The following is an 18416-nucleotide window of genomic DNA, read 5'->3' as shown; positions in this document are numbered from 1 at the left end:
AACGCCGTCACGGCGCTGATGGAGAAAGTCTGTTCCTGGGGGCAAAACCGGACAATCGATCCATGGCTGCGATCCTTGCCATTCCACCTGCAAATCGTGCCAGCTCGCTTCTGCGGCGAGGATTGGCTAGGGTTGGCGCTGATCCGCCATTCCCCGGGAGCCGAGATTGCCATGAACAGAACCGTCGCCATCGTGGTGTTCCCCGGCGTGCAGGCGCTGGACGTCAGCGGGCCGATGGACGTGTTCGCAGAGGCCAACCGCTTCCTGGCGCCGGAGGATCATTACCGGCTCGACGTGATCGGCGTCGAGCGCGGATCGATGGCGTGCTCCAACGGGCTGACCCTGAGTGCGCATCGGCATTTCAGCGAAGCGTCGCAGGTTTACGATTTACTGCTGGTGGCGGGTGGGCCGCAGTTGCCGTTTCTGGACTTCGGCAGCACGTTCGATGCCTGGTTGCGTGAGGCCTGTGGACGGGCGCGGCGATTCGGCTCGATCTGCAACGGCGCGTTCATGCTCGCCCGTGCCGGGTTGCTGGACGGGCGCACGGTCACTACTCACTGGAATGACGCCGAGGCGCTGGCGCAGTTGTGCCCGTCGAGCCGGGTCGAGGCTGATCGGTTGTACGTCGAGGATGGCCAGCTCTACACCTCGGCGGGGGTGACGGCGGGGATCGATCTGTCGCTGTACCTGCTGGCGCGTGACTACGGGGCCGAGGTCGCGCTGAGCGTGGCCAAGCGGCTGGTGGTGTTTACCCAGCGCTCGGGCGGGCAGTCGCAGTTCAGCCCGTTTCTTACGCCCCACGCCGAACCGACGTCGGCGGTGGCGATGGTGCAGCTGTATGTGCTGGCCAATCTCACGGGCGACCTGACCATCGCCGACCTGGCGAACGCGGCAAACATGAGTGCGCGGAATTTCTCTCGGGTGTTTGCTCGCGAAGCGAAAGTCACCCCGGCGGAGTTCGTCGAACGGGCGCGGGTGGATGCGGCGCGGGTGATGCTCGAAAGCACCACGGCGCCGCTGAAGACGGTGGCGTATCAGTGTGGGTTTCGTGATGCGCAACATATGCGCAGCGTGTTCAACCGGCGGCTGGGGGTGACGCCGCAGCAGTTTCGGCTGAATTTTGCGGCGATGGTTTGAGATCTGTTTTGTTCTGACTGACCCCTTCGCGAGCAAGCTCGCTCCCACAGGAAACCGCGATCCAATGTGGGAGCGGGCTTGCTCGCGAAGGGGCCGCTCCAGTCAGCAAAAACCTATTGAGCTGACCGCGCCGGCAACAGCTTCAAGGTACTGCGCGTATTTGCCGTCACCTCTTCCTCACTGAAATGCGCCTGCACATACATCCCGTCCACATACGCTTCCGCCTGATCGTCATAGTGGCTGTCGAACGGCACGCCGCTCTGGCCGACCGGGTTGATGGTCAGGCTGTGAGCCGGGTCGGCGAAGTCCACCAGCCGCCGGGTCGACGGGCCGTAGGTCACCGGCCACGGCGCGGGGCCGATCTTCGCCGAGAGGTTGTTCGGCACTTCATGGGAGCCCGGTGCGGCGAACGGGCCGACGTTGAAAATGCGATCCAGCGGTTTCTGCTGGCCCAGCGGATGACCATGGGTCAGCGTGTGGGCCTTGCCCCATTGCCAGCCGGAAGCGTCGTCGCCGAGGGTCGATTTCAGGTGCGCCATGCTGGCCTGCCACGCAGCGCGCACGGTGTCGGCGCGGGTCTCCTTGTTCGGCGTGCTGCGGTTGTCCCACCACGGTGAATCGGCATTCGCCGCGAGCCTAGGCAGGGCTGCATCGATCACTCGGGTCGACAGCAGGGTTTCGAAGAAATCATTGCCCAGCTCATCGCGCATTGCCGCGTCGGCCAGGTCATAGAGGAACTGGTTGAACACCGTCGCACTGACGGAATCCAGCGGATAGTCGCCTTGCCACTGGGCCAGTTGTTCGATCAGTTTCATCTGCGCCGGATCATTCACCACTTCACGCAATACCGGCAGCAACGGCGCCAGCAGACGCGGGCCATAACCGGTGGTGGTGCCCAGTTGCAGCTTCTGGTTGGCCTCGTTGTCCCACTTCACGTTCTTGTCGGCGAGCTGGCGGTTGAGCTGCTGGCCACGGTCGGCGAGGTTGTAATAACCGGGAATCTCCATGCCGGTCGGTGACACGGACTGGAAGTTGGCCGAGACGATATAGCCCCGCGCCGGGTTCTCTTCCTGCGGGTTGGCGCTGAACGGGAAATAGCCGTCCTTGTCCGCCTGATTGCTGCTGCCGTCGAGAATGAAACCAGGCTTCACCCCGGACGGCCGCTTGGGCAACAGCGCCGAGGCCCACCAGGCGATGTCGCCCTTGGCGTTGGCGTAGACGATGTTCAGCCCCGGCGCCTGCACCTTCGCGGCAGCGGCACGGGCTTTGGCCAGGGTGTCGGCGCGGTTGAGCTGGTAGAAACCTTCGAGGATCGGATTCGGTGTTTCGAGGAACGCCCACCACATCGCAATCGGGGTTTTCCCGGCGGCGCTGCCGAGGGCGTCGTTGACGATCGGCCCGTGGGGCGACTGACGCAGAGTGATGGTCACCGGGGTCTGGCCTTTCACCGCGATCTGCTGCTCGGTCTTGACCATGTCGGTCCACTCGCCGCGATACCAGACCTGATCCGGGTTGTCCGGATTGACCTTCTCGGCGATCAGGTCGAGGTCATCGTTCTGGAACATGGTCAGGCTCCAGCCGAAATCCAGGTTGTGGCCGAGAAACGCAAACGGCACCAGCGCCTGATGATGTCCGTAGAGTTCAAACCCCGGCGCCGACAACTGCGCCTCGTACCACACCGACGGCACCGAAAAACGAATGTGCGGATCGCCCGCCAGCAAAGGCTTGGCGCTCTTGCTGTGGCTGCCGGCGATTACCCAGGCGTTGCTGCCTTCGAACTGCGGCAGGCCGTTGTCGATCAATGCCTGTTCGCTGACGCGGGCGAGGGTGTTCAGGTCTTTCCAGTCTTCGGCGGCGAGGGCCGGTGCGGTGCCGGCGTGGCCCTTGGCGAGCACGCCCTTGGGCTGCCAGTCGAGGTCGAAGACGTTGAGGTAATCGGCGCCCAGTTGATCGCGCACGTAGGTCAGCAGCGGTTCGGTGCGAAACGCGGCGGCAAAGCTGTAGGCCATGTAGCCGGCGACGCTGATGCTGTCTTCGGCAGTGAACGGCCGCTTGGGGATGCCCAGCACGTCGAACTCCACCGGGGCGGCGTGCGAGTCCTGATATTGATTGATGCCGTCCAGATAGGCTTGCAGGGCCTTCCACGCCGGTGACTGCTTGTCGAGGCCGGCCACGTAACTGGCGGCACGCTCGCGAATGCGCAGGCTGCGGAACAGTTTGTCGGTGTCGAGCAGTTTCGGCCCGAGCACTTCGGCCAGTTCGCCCCGGGCCAGACGGCGCATGGCTTCCATCTGAAACAGGCGATCCTGGGCGTGCACGTAGCCAAGGGCACGATAGAGGTCGGCCTCGTTTTCGGCCCGGATGTGCGGCACGCCGCGCTCGTCGTAACGCACGGTCACCGAGCCTTGCAGGTTGCGCAGTTCCACCTGGCCCTGACGCGTCGGTTGCTTGCTGTAGAGGTAACCGCCGACCCCGATGGCGGAAATGACGATCAGCAACGCAAGTACGGTCAGGCCTTTTTTCATGAAAAATCTGCTCCCTGTCGTTCTATTTATATGAAGGCATTGATGGTGCTGATCTATTTGAGGATCGCAACCGGGATTTCATAACACAGTATTTCTTGAATAGGAAGTTTCCTTCAGGTTTTCGGGAAGTGCACTACAAGTTTGTTGTTGCTGCGTTTAACGGGGCGGGCCTATAAAAGACCTCGAGAAAAAGCAGAGGGCGAAAACAAAGTTCGCGAATTCAATACATGGAATAACTGACATGGAGAAGTCGTATGAGTGATATTGAAAATTATCTTGGACCTCACAGACAAACCGGGCCAGGCAGATATGAACTGGCCCCCATACCGGTTCGGGACAGGGCTCCGTCTCGATTGGGGCAGGGTGGGTTTTTCTCGGGAAGTTGGGGTTTGAATGAAGGACCGCATAGAGGAACAGGTCAAGGGTCTGGAAAACTTGATCCGTTAACTCCATTTATCTGGAATGATTTGATGCAGGAACAACAGAATGCTCAGGCATATATTGATCTTGAGTACGCTGGAGTATTCAGCAATATCGGCGCGGCATCAAACAATGAAGTAGAGCAGGCCAGGCAAGCAGCCAGTGCTGGACTTTCTTCGTCGCAAAAGGTCAAGGCCGATCAAGAAGTAACCATTCAGGTTATTCATTCAAAGTTGTTGGAGTATCGGGCTCATACCGAGACCGCTTACTCGCTGTATGGACATAATCCATTTTTCCTGATGAAGGATTTGTCCTTCAAGAAGATAAGAGACAGTCTGGCATTGCCGGTTCCGGATGTTTCCGTCGCTTATGCGGCCATCGACAGGGCCTATCGCTCGGCAATGGAGCTCCGGCGCCTTTCGTGGGTGATGGCTATCATCGCCAATCAACTTCCGGAGTTGGCCACAAGAAGAGCCCAGGTTGAGGCCGCGACGCCAACCACGAGGGACGCCCAGCAGATTCTTTCTGCCGAAAGGCTATCCGTGGTGAATCTGGAAACGAATATCCGCCTGCATTTCCTGCCGGGTTTTCTGGTTGAAAGAATCGCCGCTGCAGCGGGCTCAACCGGAGGCAGTCTCCCTCAAACACTCACAAATTATAAAATCGCAGCGGACAATATTCGTGCTGTTGAGCAAGCAGCTGTCCGGCCCTATGCAATCGCAAATCCGGGGATCAACGCCCCGTTGAGCAAGCCTGAGCTCGAGGCGCTGAAAAACCTGGTGGACTTGCAGGCCACGACCGAACTGGGCAAGCGCTGGCAGGACTATCACGCGTCACTCCTGCATTCGGAAAACGCCCGGCATATGGCAGGGGCGGCGGGCGCATTTGCCGCTCTGATCGCCCGCGCCCAGGAGGCGGAGCGGTTGCAGGAGCAGATACGCGTTGCCCGGGAGCAGGAAGCCCGGCGCCTGCAGGAACAGGCGCGTATTGCCGCGCAGGCTGAAGCCAGGCGTGTTGCCGCGGAGCAGGCACGTATTCGGGAGCAAGCTCGTATTGCCGCCGAAGCAGAGGCAAGGCGCCTTGCCGAGGAACAAGCGCGCATAGCGGCAGAGGCCATTCGCAACGCCCATACCTTCCGCGCGCCAGGTGCCGCTTCGGCTACAGGGCCGTTGTTCATGACATCAGCCGGAGCCGTGGCGGTTGTCGAGGCCGCTTCGGCCAGTCTGCAAGCGGCCGTTCGCAGCGCCATCGCGGGGTTAGGCAGCCTTGCGGCCAGTGTCGGGGCTGGCGCGGTCGTCGGTGTTTCAGCGTTGGTCTACTCGTCGAAACTGGGCAACGGCGAATTGCCTGACCGTTACGCGTTCAGCACGCCGCTGTCGGACCTCGCACCAGATTTCGCACCCGATCTGCACGCCATCGCGGCGGCTGGCGGGACGGTTGATCTGCCTTTCCGTGTCAGTTCAAAGACCGACGCGAACGGGCAGTCAGAGGTTTTTGTCGTCAAGACTGATGGGCGGAATATTCCGTCGGCGGTCAGGGTAGTGGCAGCCTCCTACGACGCCGAACGCAACGTCTACACCGCGACCACCACCGATGTTCCGCCACGCACCCTGACGTGGACCCCGATCGTCAATCCGGGAAACAGCTCGACGACCTCACCGTACGGGCAACCGGATGTGCCTGCCTATACTGGGGCAACAGTGGTTCCGGTCGAGGGACGCCTCGATTCGTTCCCGGGCGTTTTCGAAGCCGGATTCGATGACTATGTGCTGGTGTTCCCGCAGGACTCCGGGCTGCCATCCAACTACACGATGTTCCGGGATCGGCGGGAGGATCCGGGCGTCGCGTCAGGTGTGGGGCAGGCGGTATCGGGCAACTGGCTCGGGAGCGCATCGCAGGGCGAAGGCGCGCCGGTGCCGGCGCAGATTGCCGATCAGTTGCGAGGGCGGGAGTTCAAGAATTTTCGGGCGTTTCGAGAGGCGTTTTGGAAGGCGGTGGCTGGGGATCCGGAGTTGGCGGCTCAGTTTGATCGCAGCGCGCTAGCTAGTATGAAAGACGGCCAATCGCCTTTTGTTAAAGAGAGTGAGCAAGTTGGGAAGCGTGTGAAGATTGAGTTGCATCACAGGAAATATATTTCTGAAGGTGGCGGGGTTTATGAGGTTGATAACATAGTCGCAATGACTCCAAAGAGACATATTGGTATGCATAGAGGGTCAGATAATGATTAAGTTAATTAGCGAAATGTCAGAGTCGGATTTTCTGAAGTTTGTTACGAGAATTTATGACAACGACTATGAAAGTGAAGAGGAACACATCGATGCCGTTTTTGAGTTCAAGGCCTTGAGTGAGCATCCATCTGGATCGGATCTGATTTTTTATCCAGAGCCAGGAAAAAGTGGACCGGCAGCTGTAGTTGCAGAGGTCAAAGCGTGGCGTGCAGTCAACGGAAAGTCTGGTTTTAAAGAGGTTTGATATTCATAAATGTGGTTGTGCCCCTGGCAATTTTGTCAGGGGCATTTTTACAGGGTGGTGTGGCTTGTTAAATATTTCGGACTATGCGGAAAGAGAGTTCTTGGATTTTGTAATTTCAATTTGTGATGCTAGTGCTCGAACAGAGGAGGAAGATGTAAAACTGGTATTGGAATTCAGGCGGTTAACAGAGCATCCGGACGGCTCGGATCTGATCTATTACCCAAGAGATGATAGGGATGATAGTCCTGAAGGGATTGTAAAGGAGGTTAAAGAATGGCGCGCTGCTAATAACAAGCCCGGATTCAAGGCGGTTTAGTCTTTTACTGTCAATATGCTTCTAACGTCTTTGATTGATGCAATTTCTATATGTCAGCCCGAAGCCGTTCACTCCCCACCAACCCACGGGCAGTAGCAACCCACCGCCAACGTATGAGTCGCATTGACCGGCCGATCATCACTCAACGCTTGCAGGATCGGTTCGATAAAACTGTTGCTGGAGTTGCACGTCAGGCCTTCGCTGTACGGGCCGAAGTACGCCAGTTTGCCGCTGCGGTCCCAGATCGCCACGGCCGGGCTCGCGGGAATCTGTTCGGAGCCGGGTAGCACCGCGATGGTTTTAAGATTGCTGAGGGTGGCGGGCAACTGGCCGTGGCTGCCGGTCTTCTGCACGGCAAAGAATTCGACGCCCTTGGGGCCGAACTGTTCGACCATCTCGGTCAGGTGCTGCTGGTTGCCGACGTTGCACGGGCATGCCGGGTCCCAGAAGTGCACCAGACGGATATTGCCGGGGCCGGCGAGGTCGTCGGGCAGGCGCAACGGGTCGCCGGAAAACACAGCGGTGTGTTCGCTGAACGCCCGCAGGTAGCGGCCCTGAAACCAGTCGTATGCGGCCCACAGCACGCCGGCACACACGATGGCGAGCAGGCTGGCAAACAGTGCGGTGCGGTAGGGCGAACGCATGGTTTTGATTCCTTGAGAGCGCGCTAGCTTGCCATGCTTGCCGCGACAGATGAATATCGCAGGCCGATAAAGTCCGTTTACCGTTCTGGAATTGCCCATGTCTGTTGCCTTCGATCCCGATCATCTGCGTGCGAGCCTCAAGCCTCTGGCCGAGTGGCAGCCGTTGTCCGAGGAGGCGAAGGCGTATCAGCGGTTCTACAAGACCGACTTTCCGGAGCGTGATGTCTGGCGTGGCATGGGCCGGTTCGACATCAATGGCTATCAACTGGTCAGCCATTGCTGGTGGCCGGCGGAAACGGCCAAGGCCACGCTGTTTCTGGTGCACGGCTTTTATGACCACACCGGCCTCTACCGGCATGTGATCGAGTGGGCGCTGGATCAGGGCTTTGCGGTGATTGCCTGCGATCTGCCGGGGCATGGGTTGTCCAGCGGCGAGCGGGCGAGTATCCGCGATTTCTCCGAATATCAGGATGCGCTGCAAGGCCTGTTTGCCGAGGCGCGTTCGATTGCCCTGCCGCAGCCGTGGCACCTGTGCGGGCAAAGTACCGGAGGCGCGATCATTGTCGATCACGTGCTCAATCATGGTGAAAACAGCCCGGCGCAGGGGCAGTTGATTCTGCTGGCGCCGCTGGTGCGTCCGCGTGCCTGGGGCTGGTCGCAGTTCAGTTATTACCTGCTGCGGCCCTTTGTCAGGGGCATCGCCCGGCGTTTCAGCGAGAACTCCAACGACCCGGATTTCCTGCCGTTCCTGCAGGCCGATCCGTTGCAGCCAAAACGCTTGCCGACCGCGTGGGTCGGGGCGTTGTCGCGCTGGATCAACCGGGTGGAATACGCGAAAAAAAGTCCGCGTCGGCCGCTGATCGTTCAGGGCCAGGCGGACATGACCGTGGACTGGCAGCACAACCTGCAAGTGATGAAATGGAAGTTCGACCGGCCGCAGATTCTGTTGCTGGCCGAGGCACGGCATCACCTGGCCAACGAGACGGCGGAAATGCGCGAGGAATATTTCGAGTTCTTGAGCAAACGGATCAAGGGCCGGAATCACTCGTGATCCTGAGGGCCCCTTCGCGAGCAAGCTCGCTCCCACAATAGATCGCAATCCTTTGTGGGAGCGAGCTTGCTCGCGAAGGCGGTCGGTCAGGCAGCAGAGATTTATTGATTCAGGTTCGAGGTGCTCTGGCCCACGGCCAGCCCGGCGCGGATTGCTGCCAGTGCGGCCTGATAGTAGGCCTTGCCTTCGGTGGATTCGGCAAAGGTCGCGAACTCTTCCAGTTCTTCATCCGACAGGTCGCGATAGACGTACAGCAGCGTGTTGTTCAGATCGGCACCGATCTGATCCATCAGACGCTGGCGTTGACCATTCAACATGCCCTGGGCCTGACCGCCGCCGAGCAGGCCGGGGATCATCGAGCTCAGGCTGTCCGCCGCCACGCCGGCAATCGCCAGGCTGACTTCGGCACCGGCTTCACGGGCGGGCAAGGCTTGGGCGAGGTGACCAATGATCAGCAAACGACTGTCGCTGGCCGGCATCTTCGGCAGGCCCTTGGCGTTTTTTGCCAATTGATCGCGACGGGTCGCCAGCAGTTCGGCGGCGACGATCTTCTTGCCCAGCGGTGACTGAAAGAATGACAGGGCCGGTTTCGGGTCGGCGAGGTTCTTGCGCAGCTGTGCTTCGGCGCGTTGATCCACGGCCTGGGGGGCGAAGCGCTGATTGCTGTTGTTCACCAGCGCCTGAAACACCGCCGGCGGCAGGCTGTTCTGGTAACGCTGCTGCGCGGCACTCAGGGCGTCGTTGAAATGCGCGCGTTGTTCTGGCCAGCCGGCGACCTTGTACAACTGGTCGTGGCCGTCCGCCCAGGCGGGCAAAACGCAGAACATCAACAGTGAAAAAAGCAAACGGCGCATAAGGACTCCTGTCGGCAGCCGACTATTCTCCGTGCGGTGCCAGTACTTGTCGAGAATTCGTATCAAGCCGCCGCGTGGCTCTGTCGGATTTCTTGCCGCAGGCATACTATGCGCGCCATGCAAATATCCTCTGATCACCCGCTGCTGTTACGTATCGTCGACGACCTGGCCGAGCGCGGCTGGTCGCAGCAGAACATTTTCCTGCCTGCGGATTTGACCCGCGCACTGGCGGCCGAGTGCCGCAAACGTGACGCCGAAGGTGAACTGGCGCCGGCGGGGGTCGGACGTGGCCCGTTTTCGGAGATCCGCGAGGGGATTCGTGGCGACCATATCCAGTGGATCGACCCCGGTCAGGCCGAAGCCAGTGACCGCTATCTGAACCTGATGGACAGCTTGCGCGAGGCGCTCAACCGGGGCCTGTTTCTGGGGCTTGAAGACTTCGAGTGCCACTTCGCCCTGTACCCGCCGGGTGCGTTCTATCGCAAGCATGTCGACCGTTTTCGCGACGATGACCGGCGCATGGTCTCGGCGGTGATCTACCTCAATGACGGCTGGCTGCCGGAGGATGGCGGGCAGCTGCGCATGTACCTGGAGAATGACCGCGTTCATGACGTACAGCCTACGGGCGGTTGTCTGGTGGTGTTTCTCTCCGGCGAAGTCCCTCACGAAGTGTTGCCAGCCAGTCGCGAGCGGCTGTCGCTGACAGGCTGGTTCCGCCGCCGTGGCAACGAGCCGTTCTGAGATGCACAGGATTTTGGTCAGTCGCTGCCTGCTGGGCCATCGCGTGCGTTACGACGGTGGGGCCAGCGGGCCGTTCGATCTGCTGGAACAGTGGATTGCCGAAGGGCGCGTAGTGCCGTTGTGCCCGGAAGTCGCTGGTGGTTTGCCGACGCCACGGGCAGCGGCAGAGATTCCGGGCGGGCAGGGCAGCGAAGTGCTGGACGGACTCGCTTCGGTGATCACCACCGAGGGCGAAGATGTCAGTGCGCAGTTTCTCGACGGCGCGCAGCAGGCGCTGGCGCTGGTGCAAAAGCACGGGATTCGGGTGGCGGTGCTCAAGGCCAACAGTCCTTCGTGTGGGAATCTGTTGACCTATGACGGGACGTTCAGTGGGGTGAAGGTGAGTGGCGAGGGCGTTACCGCCGCGTTGCTGAAGCGCCATGGCGTACAGGTCTTCAGCGAACTCGAACTGCCGCAAGCCGCACAGGCCCTCAACTTGCTTGACTAGTCCCGCTCACTTCAGTTTTCCGTAGCCTGCACACTCAACCACTTCTTCGACAACGCCTCCAGCCGCCCATCCGCCCTGATCCGCTGCAAGGCATTCTCCAGACTCGCGTGAAACGCCGGGTTGCCCTTCTGAAACGGAATCGCCAGATCCACCGGCGGCCCGACCTTCGGTTTCTCTTCCGTCAGCGCCTGCACCAGCACCATCGGCCGAGGTTGCTCGTCCTTTTTCGCCAACAACTGCGCATTGACCTGCGTGTAAGGCGCGCTCACGTCGAAACGATCCTTGAGTTCCGGGGTCAGTGCTATGTGGTTGAGCGCGACGTCGTACTTGCCGCTTTCGACGCCCTGGAGCAGATCGGCTTCGTCGGTGACGATGAAGTCGGCGCGCACATCCAGTTCGTTGGCCAGCAGTTGCCCAAGCTCGACCTCGAACCCCGTGAGCGTGTCGCCGTCCTTGAAATTGAAGGGCGGTGTATTAGCCTCAAGGGCTATGCGCAACTCGCCACGGTCGTAGACGTCATCAATCAGTTCGGCGTGAGCCAGAGGGCTCAGAAGGGGAAGCAGGCAGATCAGGCCAGGCAGAAAACGCATGGTCACTCCTTTGAAATCGATATCGGCCTGTTTTCCAGGCTCGCTTTGCTATGGTTGTCGAGTGCCTTCGACAACGAATGGTCATGAAGTTGTCATGACCGTGCGGATTTTACGGAAAAACTGGAGAAGAAAATGAAAAGCTTTATGTCACGTGCAGCGTTGGCCGGTGTGCTGATGGGTGTTTCGGTACTGGCCAGTGCGGCCACACCGGCACCGAAGGGCGCCGAAGTGTTCATCGTTTCTCCCGAGGACGGAGCCACGGTTCCGCAGACCTTCACGGTCAAGTTCGGTGTAAAGGACATCGCGCTGGCACCGGCCGGTGACGTCACCAAGAACACCGGTCATCACCATCTGCTGATCGATGCCAAGGAAATCGTTCCGGCCGGCTCCGTCGTGCCGACCGACGCCAACCACATGCATTTCGGCAAGGCGCAGACCCAGGCCGATATCAAGCTCGCGCCGGGCAAGCACACCCTGCAACTGGAGCTGGGTGACAGCGGCCACATGGCGTTCGATCCGCCAATCGTGTCGAAGAAGATCACCGTCAACGTCGAATGACGTTTTCGCGTGCATGAAAAAGGGAGCCCGAAGGCTCCCTTTTTTGTCGCTCAACGCTTGATCAGAACAACACGCGGCTACGGATGGTGCCGTTGACGTGTTGCAGCTTCTCTTGCGCCAGCTCCGAGTACTCGGCGTCGACGTCGATCACCACGTAGCCGACCTTCTCGTTGGTCTGCAGGAACTGACCGGAGATGTTGATGCCGTTTTCGGCGAAGACCTTGTTGATCTCGCTCATCACACCCGGGATGTTCTCGTGGATGTGCAGCAGGCGGTGCTTGCCAGGGTGAGCCGGCAGGGCCACTTCCGGGAAGTTCACGGACGATACCGAAGTACCGTTGTCGCTGTACTTGACCAGTTTTTCTGCCACTTCCAGACCGATGTTGGCCTGCGCTTCAGCGGTGGAACCGCCGATGTGCGGGGTCAGGATCACGTTGTCCAGGCCACGCAGCGGGCTTTCGAACTCTTCGTCATTGGAGCGCGGCTCGACCGGGAACACGTCGATGGCGGCGCCGATCAGGTGTTTGTCCTTGATCGCAGCGGCCAGGTGATCCAGCTCGACCACGGTGCCGCGTGCAGCGTTGATCAGGATGCCGCCCTTCTTGATGGCGCGGATTTCCTTCTCGCCGATCATCCACTGGGTCGCAGCGGTTTCCGGAACGTGCAGGGTGACGATGTCGGACATGCCCAGCAGCTCGTGCAGGTTGCCGACCTGGGTCGCGTTGCCCAGTGGCAGCTTGGTCACGGTGTCGTAGAAGAACACCTGCATGCCCAGGCCTTCAGCCAGGACCGACAGCTGAGTACCGATCGAGCCGTAGCCGACGATGCCCAGTTTCTTGCCACGGATCTCGAAGGAGTTGGCTGCGGACTTGATCCAGCCGCCACGGTGGCAGGAAGCGTTTTTCTCAGGGATGCCGCGCAGCAGCAGGATCGCTTCGGCCAGCACCAGCTCGGCAACGGAGCGGGTGTTGGAGTACGGCGCGTTGAACACGGCGATGCCGCGCTCGCGGGCCGCTTCCAGGTCAACCTGGTTGGTGCCGATGCAGAAACAGCCGACCGCGACCAGCTTCTTCGCGTGATCGAAGATCTCTTCGGTCAGCTGGGTGCGCGAACGAATGCCGATGAAGTGAGCGTCAGCGATCTTTTCCTTGAGCTGGGCTTCCGGCAGGGAGCCTGTCAGGTATTCGATGCTGGTGTAGCCCGCCGCCTTGAGGACGTCGACAGCCGATTGGTGGACGCCTTCGAGAAGAAGGAACTTGATCTTGCTCTTATCGAGAGAAGTCTTGCTCATCTGCGTAAACCTGTATCCCGGAGAAAAATGGCAGGAAATGGTCAACAGACATTGACCTGGACGACAAGAAAGCCGTCACCGCAGAACCGGCCTTGGGCACTGGCCTGCGGGGTCGGTATGCTAGCATAGCCACCCCGCTAAACACTCATTCCTGCGACGTGAAGCGTTCTCAGGATGACCATGAATTGTTCGAGAGTTCCGTCGATGACCAATCCTGCCCTGATTGATGAACTGAAGACCCTGGTCGAGCCTGGCAAGGTCCTGACCGATGCCGACTCCCTGAACGCTTACGGCAAGGACTGGACCAAGCACTTCGCCCCGGCGCCCAGTGCCATTGTGTTCCCCAAGACCATCGAGCAGGTGCAGGCCGTCGTCCGCTGGGCCAACGAACATAAAGTGGCGCTGGTGCCGTCGGGCGGGCGAACCGGGCTTTCCGCCGCGGCCGTGGCCGCCAATGGCGAAGTGGTCGTGTCGTTCGACTACATGAATCAGATTCTGGATATCAACCTGACCGACCGCACCGCCGTCTGTCAGCCGGGCGTGGTCACCGAGCAATTGCAGAACGCCGCCGAAGAACATGACTTGTACTACCCGGTGGACTTCGCTTCGGCCGGTTCCAGCCAGATTGGCGGCAACATCGGCACCAATGCCGGCGGGATCAAGGTCATTCGCTATGGCATGACCCGCAATTGGGTGGCGGGCATGAAAGTGGTGACCGGCAAGGGCGATGTGCTGGAACTCAACAAAGACCTGATCAAGAACGCCACCGGTTATGACCTGCGGCAGCTGTTCATCGGCGCTGAAGGCACTCTCGGTTTTGTGGTCGAGGCCACCATGCGCCTGGATCGTGCACCAAAAAACCTGACTGCGATGGTCCTCGGCACCGCCGATTTCGATTCGATCATGCCGGTGCTGCACGCCTTTCAGGGTCGACTCGACCTGACCGCGTTCGAATTTTTCTCCGACAAGGCCTTGGCCAAGGTCATGGGCCGTGGCGATGTTCCGGCGCCGTTCGAAACCGATTGCCCGTTTTATGCCTTGCTGGAATTCGAGGCGACCACCGAAGAAGTGGCCAACACCGCCCTGGAAACCTTCGAGCATTGCGTGGAGCAGGGCTGGGTGCTGGACGGCGTGATGAGCCAGAGCGAAACCCAGTTGCAGAACCTGTGGAAGCTGCGCGAGTACATCTCCGAAACCATCTCCCACTGGACGCCGTACAAGAACGACATCTCGGTCACCGTCTCGAAAGTCCCGGCGTTCCTGCAGGAAATCGACGCGATCGTCGGCGAACACTATCCGGATTTCGAAATCGTCTGGTTCGGCCACATCGGCGACGGCAACCTGCACCTGAACATCCTCAAGCCGGACAACCTGAGCAAGGACGAGTTTTTCGCCAAGTGCGCCACCGTCAACAAGTGGGTGTTCGAAACCGTCGAGAAGTACAACGGTTCGATTTCCGCCGAACACGGCGTGGGCATGACCAAGCGCGACTACTTGACCTACAGCCGCTCGCCGGTGGAAATCGAATACATGAAAGCGGTCAAGGCGGTGTTCGACCCGAACGGCATCATGAACCCGGGCAAGATCTTCGCGGTTTGATTGGCAATCCCTGATGAATCAATGAAGGCAGGAGTCGGTAATGAGCTATCAGCACCAGTATGTCGACGGTACGCGGATTCATTTTCCGCTGGGGAAAGTGGTGTGCATCGGGCGTAACTACGCCGAGCACGCCAAGGAACTGGACAACCCGGTGCCTACCGAGCCGTTGCTGTTCATCAAGCCCGGCAGTTGCGTGGTGCCGCTGGAAGGCGGTTTCAGCATTCCGACCGAGCGTGGCTCGGTGCATTACGAGGCGGAAATCGCCGTGTTGATCGGCAAGCCGCTGTCGACCAAGCCGAGCCGCGAAGAAGTGCTGGACGCGATCTCCGGTTTCGCCCCGGCGCTGGACCTGACCCTGCGCGACAAGCAGGCCGAGCTCAAGTCCAAGGGCCTGCCGTGGGAAATTGCCAAGTCGTTCGACGGCGCGGCGGTGATTGCCCCGTTCGTGGTCGGCAGTACCTTCGCCGACCTGACCGACATCGGTATCCGCCTGACCATCAACGGCGAAGTGCGCCAGGACGGCAACAGCAGCGCAATGCTCAACCCGATCGTGCCGATGATCCAGCACATGGCCGGCTGCTTTTCGCTGCAGGCCGGTGACGTGATCCTGACCGGTACGCCGGTGGGCGTCGGCCCGCTGAACGTTGGCGATGAGATCGTGCTGGAACTACCGGGCGCCAGTCGCTTCACCAGCAGCGTTCGCTGACTGCAACACTGAAATAGCTATGTGGGAGCCAGCCTGCTGGCGATGACGGATTGTCAGTTGATGTTTCATTCGACTGATACACCGCCATCGCCAGCAGGATGGCTCCCACATTTTTGTGTTGCAGCTCGCAAACACATAAGGCATTCCGGCCATTTGCCGTTTTTTTCACATTTTGTCCGGATAATTCCGGTCATTCTGGCGTCTGAGCCGGCCTCTTTGTGCTATTACCCGTAGCCTGAATTTTCGGAACGCGTCCTTTGATGTCATCTCAAACTCAGCTCAAACCCGCCCGCCGTTCACGCTTCGCCCTGCGTTGGTATTCCTGGCTGTTGTTGGCAGCCGCCGCTGCGTACGGGCTGGCGTTTGCCATGCATTGGGATGACCGTGGCCTGTTGTGGGTGCTGGAGCGTTTCGAAAGCCCGGCCGAGAAACAGGAAAGCGTCTGGCTCCCGGACTACCGGGTGGTCATCGACGCCAAGCTGCTGCCGGGCATGGAAAAGGACGAAGCTTCGGACCTCTCCTATAACCCGCAGACCAAAAGCCTGTTTTCGGTGATGGGCAAGAATCCTTTCCTGGTCGAGCTGACTCTGCAGGGTGACGTGCTGCGCAAGATGCCGCTGGTGGGCTGGAGCAATCCCGAAGGCCTGACGGTGATGGAAAACGGCTTGATGGCAATTGTCGACGAGCGCGAGCACATGCTCTCCATCGTCAAGGTCGATGCCGAAACCCGCGAACTGAAGCGCGACGATTTCCCGAAATACGACCTCGGCCCGTCGAAAGACCAGAACAAGGCCTTCGAAGCCATCACCTGGGACGCCCGCAATCAGCAATTGCTGCTGGGCGAAGAGCGTCCGCCTGCGCTGTTCACCTGGAAAAGCGACGGCAGTCAGACGCTCAAGGGCGACAAGCAGAAACTCGACAGCGACGAACTGGACCTGCGCAACCTTTCGGCTCTGTCGATCGACCCGCGCACCGGCCACACGTTGGTGTTGTCCGCCGATTCGCACCTGTTGCTGGAGCTGGACGAGAAGGGTGAGCAGGTCAGCTTCATGACCCTGCTCGGCGGTTTCAACGGCTTGAAGAAAACCATTCCCCGCGCCGAAGGCGTGACCATGGACGAGGCGGGCACGCTGTACATGGTCAGCGAGCCGAACCTGTTCTACCGCTTCGAAAAGCAGAAGTAATTACTCCTACAGCAATTGCAGATCTGTGCAGTTGTGGCCTGAGGCAAGTGGCCATTAAGCTTCAGTTCAGACAGGCGTGATATTTCATCCGCCTGTTTTGACTCCGAGCCTGCCCGAATGCGTCGACTTGCCCGTCCCAAGCCCCTGTTTATCATCCTCTCGGTGATTGCCCTGATCGCGCTGATTGCGATCGGCCAATACATGCGACTGTTCGAGCGTGCCTGGTTCAACCTGCATACGCTCTGGCAGCCGATGAGCAGCGAGGCCATCGGGCTGGACCAATATCGGGTAGAGATCGAGGCGAAAGTCATCGACGGACTGAACGACGATGTCTCGGCGCTGACCTACGACCCGGTGCGCAAAAGCCTGTTCACCGTGACCAACAAGAATGCCGAACTGATCGAGTTGTCGCTGGATGGTACGATCCTGCGCCGTGTCGCCTTGATCGGCTTCGGCGATCCGGAGGCGGTAGAGTTCATCAGCGCCGACACCTATGTGATCACCGACGAGCGCCAGCAACGGCTGATCAAGATCCATCTGGAGCACGACACCACGTTCCTCGATGCAGCGGACGCCGAGCAAATGACTCTCGGTGTGCACATGAGCGGCAACAAGGGATTTGAAGGCCTGGCTTACGACTCGGTGGGCAAGCGCCTGTTCGTGGCCAAGGAGCGCGATCCGATGCTGATCTACGAAGTGCACGGTTTCCCCCACTTCAACCCGGAAAAATCCTACGCGATACACGTGATCAACAATCCCAAGCGCGATGCCGGGATGTTCGTGCGCGATCTGTCGAGCCTGCAATACGACGAGCGCAGCGGCCATTTACTGGCGCTGTCCGACGAGTCACGGCTGATTCTGGAACTGGATGTGGACGGGCGCCCGTTGAGCACCCTGTCGTTGAGCGGTGGCCGGCAGGGCCTGAAGAAAACCGTGCCGCAGGCGGAAGGTATCGCGATGGACGACGACGGGACGTTGTATCTGGTGAGCGAACCGAATCTGTTTTATGTCTTCAGGAAGCCTGCGCAGAATTAACCAACACCACAAAACACTGTGGGAGCTAGCAAGCTAGCTCCCACAGGTTTTTCATCTGCCCACAAATATGTGGGCAGCCTGGTTTATTCAGCTTTGAGGGTCTTCACGCCTTCGCTGGTACCCAGCAACAACAGATCCGCCGGGCGCGCCGCAAACAAGCCGTTGGTGACCACGCCGACGATCGCGTTGATCTGCGCTTCCAGCTCCACCGGGTTGGTGATTTGCAGGTTGTGCACGTCGAGGATGATGTTGCCGTTGTCGGTCAGCACGCCTTCGCGGTAGACCGGGTCGCCGCCCAGTTTCACCAGTTGGCGGGCCACATGGCTGCGGGCCATCGGGATCACTTCCACCGGCAGCGGGAACGCGCCGAGCACCGGCACCAGTTTGCTGGCGTCGGCGATGCAGATGAAAGTCTGGGCCACGGCCGCGACGATCTTCTCGCGGGTCAGGGCTGCGCCGCCGCCCTTGATCAGGTTCAGGTGTTCGTCGCTTTCATCGGCGCCGTCGACGTAGAACTCCAGGTTGCTCACGGTGTTCAGCTCGTACACCGGAATCCCGTGGCCCTTGAGGCGCGCAGCGGTGGCTTCGGAGCTCGCGACCGCGCCATCGAACGCGCCCTTGTGCTGGGCCAGGGCGTCGATGAAGCAGTTGGCGGTGGAGCCGGTGCCGACGCCGACGATGCTCTTGTCGTCGAGTTTCGGAAGGATGAAGTCGACGGCGGCCTGGGCCACGGCCTGTTTGAGTTGATCCTGGGTCATGCGGGCTCCGGAAGCGGGCAAGGTAAGAACGGAAAGGCCGGCATTATA

General features: G+C 59.9%; 18 protein-coding genes. 12 read left to right on the top strand and 6 right to left on the bottom strand.

Annotated features, from left to right (window positions below):
- Positions 1-171: 171 nt before the first annotated feature.
- Entirely contained in the window at positions 172-1137 is a 966-nt protein-coding gene (locus ABTV87_RS28030; RefSeq protein ID WP_433898694.1) for a GlxA family transcriptional regulator, read from the top strand.
- A gap of 113 nt (positions 1138-1250) precedes the next feature.
- On the opposite strand, the gene ABTV87_RS28025 is transcribed toward ABTV87_RS28030, so the two are convergent.
- On the bottom strand, positions 1251-3662 hold the full coding sequence (locus tag ABTV87_RS28025; RefSeq protein WP_433898693.1) for a penicillin acylase family protein: 2412 nt from the start codon (positions 3660-3662) through the stop codon (positions 1251-1253).
- A 254-nt stretch (positions 3663-3916) separates the two neighbouring features.
- Here ABTV87_RS28025 and ABTV87_RS28020 point away from each other — a divergent pair, with 254 nt between their 5' ends.
- The 3 genes from ABTV87_RS28020 to ABTV87_RS28010 are packed head-to-tail and all read left to right on the top strand — an operon-like array spanning position 3917 to position 6870.
- The gene (locus ABTV87_RS28020; protein WP_433898692.1) at positions 3917-6310 is read left to right on the top strand and encodes an S-type pyocin domain-containing protein; all 2394 of its coding nucleotides are present in this window, start codon (positions 3917-3919) and stop codon (positions 6308-6310) included.
- On the top strand, positions 6303-6554 hold the full coding sequence (locus tag ABTV87_RS28015; protein WP_085605966.1) for a bacteriocin immunity protein: 252 nt from the start codon (positions 6303-6305) through the stop codon (positions 6552-6554). The genes ABTV87_RS28020 and ABTV87_RS28015 overlap by 8 nt, the downstream gene beginning before the upstream one ends.
- Positions 6517-6870: a bacteriocin immunity protein gene (locus tag ABTV87_RS28010; RefSeq protein WP_371915855.1), complete on the top strand. Its 354-nt coding sequence runs from the start codon at positions 6517-6519 to the stop codon at positions 6868-6870. The genes ABTV87_RS28015 and ABTV87_RS28010 overlap by 38 nt, the downstream gene beginning before the upstream one ends.
- Before the next feature lie 68 nt (positions 6871-6938).
- On the opposite strand, the gene ABTV87_RS28005 is transcribed toward ABTV87_RS28010, so the two are convergent.
- Positions 6939-7514 carry a DUF6436 domain-containing protein gene (locus tag ABTV87_RS28005; RefSeq protein ID WP_433898691.1) on the bottom strand — a complete coding sequence of 192 codons (576 nt, stop codon included), beginning with the start codon at positions 7512-7514 and terminating at the stop codon, positions 6939-6941.
- A gap of 97 nt (positions 7515-7611) precedes the next feature.
- On the opposite strand from ABTV87_RS28005, the gene ABTV87_RS28000 reads away from it, so the two are divergent.
- Positions 7612-8565 carry an alpha/beta hydrolase gene (locus ABTV87_RS28000; protein WP_433898690.1) on the top strand — a complete coding sequence of 318 codons (954 nt, stop codon included), beginning with the start codon at positions 7612-7614 and terminating at the stop codon, positions 8563-8565.
- A gap of 101 nt (positions 8566-8666) precedes the next feature.
- On the opposite strand, the gene ABTV87_RS27995 is transcribed toward ABTV87_RS28000, so the two are convergent.
- Complete coding sequence (locus ABTV87_RS27995) at positions 8667-9419, bottom strand: DUF2059 domain-containing protein (RefSeq protein WP_007953496.1); 753 nt, start codon at positions 9417-9419, stop codon at positions 8667-8669.
- A 108-nt stretch (positions 9420-9527) separates the two neighbouring features.
- Between ABTV87_RS27995 and ABTV87_RS27990 the strand changes: the two genes are divergently transcribed.
- On the top strand, positions 9528-10160 hold the full coding sequence (locus tag ABTV87_RS27990) for a 2OG-Fe(II) oxygenase (protein WP_007953495.1): 633 nt from the start codon (positions 9528-9530) through the stop codon (positions 10158-10160).
- 1 nt (position 10161) lies between these two features.
- The gene (locus tag ABTV87_RS27985; RefSeq protein ID WP_375744352.1) at positions 10162-10647 is read left to right on the top strand and encodes a DUF523 domain-containing protein; all 486 of its coding nucleotides are present in this window, start codon (positions 10162-10164) and stop codon (positions 10645-10647) included.
- 11 nt (positions 10648-10658) lie between these two features.
- On the opposite strand, the gene ABTV87_RS27980 is transcribed toward ABTV87_RS27985, so the two are convergent.
- Entirely contained in the window at positions 10659-11237 is a 579-nt protein-coding gene (locus ABTV87_RS27980; RefSeq protein ID WP_433898689.1) for a transporter substrate-binding domain-containing protein, read from the bottom strand.
- Between the two features lie 132 nt (positions 11238-11369).
- Here ABTV87_RS27980 and ABTV87_RS27975 point away from each other — a divergent pair, with 132 nt between their 5' ends.
- The gene (locus tag ABTV87_RS27975) at positions 11370-11795 is read left to right on the top strand and encodes a DUF4399 domain-containing protein (RefSeq protein ID WP_007953489.1); all 426 of its coding nucleotides are present in this window, start codon (positions 11370-11372) and stop codon (positions 11793-11795) included.
- A 61-nt stretch (positions 11796-11856) separates the two neighbouring features.
- Here the strand turns inward: ABTV87_RS27975 and serA are convergent, their stop codons facing one another.
- The gene (gene serA / locus ABTV87_RS27970) at positions 11857-13086 is read right to left on the bottom strand and encodes a phosphoglycerate dehydrogenase (protein WP_007953487.1); all 1230 of its coding nucleotides are present in this window, start codon (positions 13084-13086) and stop codon (positions 11857-11859) included.
- 204 nt (positions 13087-13290) lie between these two features.
- Here serA and ABTV87_RS27965 point away from each other — a divergent pair, with 204 nt between their 5' ends.
- The 4 genes from ABTV87_RS27965 to ABTV87_RS27950 all read left to right on the top strand — a co-directional run bounded on the left by ABTV87_RS27965 (position 13291) and on the right by ABTV87_RS27950 (position 17610).
- Positions 13291-14685 carry an FAD-binding oxidoreductase gene (locus ABTV87_RS27965; protein ID WP_039765411.1) on the top strand — a complete coding sequence of 465 codons (1395 nt, stop codon included), beginning with the start codon at positions 13291-13293 and terminating at the stop codon, positions 14683-14685.
- A gap of 40 nt (positions 14686-14725) precedes the next feature.
- Positions 14726-15391, top strand: a complete 666-nt coding sequence (locus ABTV87_RS27960) for a fumarylacetoacetate hydrolase family protein (RefSeq protein WP_007953483.1) — start codon at positions 14726-14728, stop codon at positions 15389-15391.
- A gap of 260 nt (positions 15392-15651) precedes the next feature.
- The gene (locus tag ABTV87_RS27955) at positions 15652-16575 is read left to right on the top strand and encodes an SdiA-regulated domain-containing protein (protein WP_433898688.1); all 924 of its coding nucleotides are present in this window, start codon (positions 15652-15654) and stop codon (positions 16573-16575) included.
- 117 nt (positions 16576-16692) lie between these two features.
- Positions 16693-17610, top strand: coding sequence for an SdiA-regulated domain-containing protein (locus ABTV87_RS27950; RefSeq protein ID WP_433898687.1), 918 nt, complete (start codon positions 16693-16695; stop codon positions 17608-17610).
- Positions 17611-17693: 83 nt separating this feature from the next.
- Here the strand turns inward: ABTV87_RS27950 and rpiA are convergent, their stop codons facing one another.
- Positions 17694-18368 (bottom strand): ribose-5-phosphate isomerase RpiA, encoded by a 675-nt coding sequence (gene rpiA, locus ABTV87_RS27945; protein ID WP_007953476.1) that lies wholly within the window; start codon positions 18366-18368, stop codon positions 17694-17696.
- Between the last annotated feature and the right edge of the window lie 48 nt (positions 18369-18416).

Source organism: Pseudomonas sp. PSE1(2024), from assembly GCF_050990555.1.
Classification (GTDB): domain Bacteria; phylum Pseudomonadota; class Gammaproteobacteria; order Pseudomonadales; family Pseudomonadaceae; genus Aquipseudomonas; species Aquipseudomonas aphyarum.
This window is presented reverse-complemented; position numbering and strand designations above follow the sequence as displayed.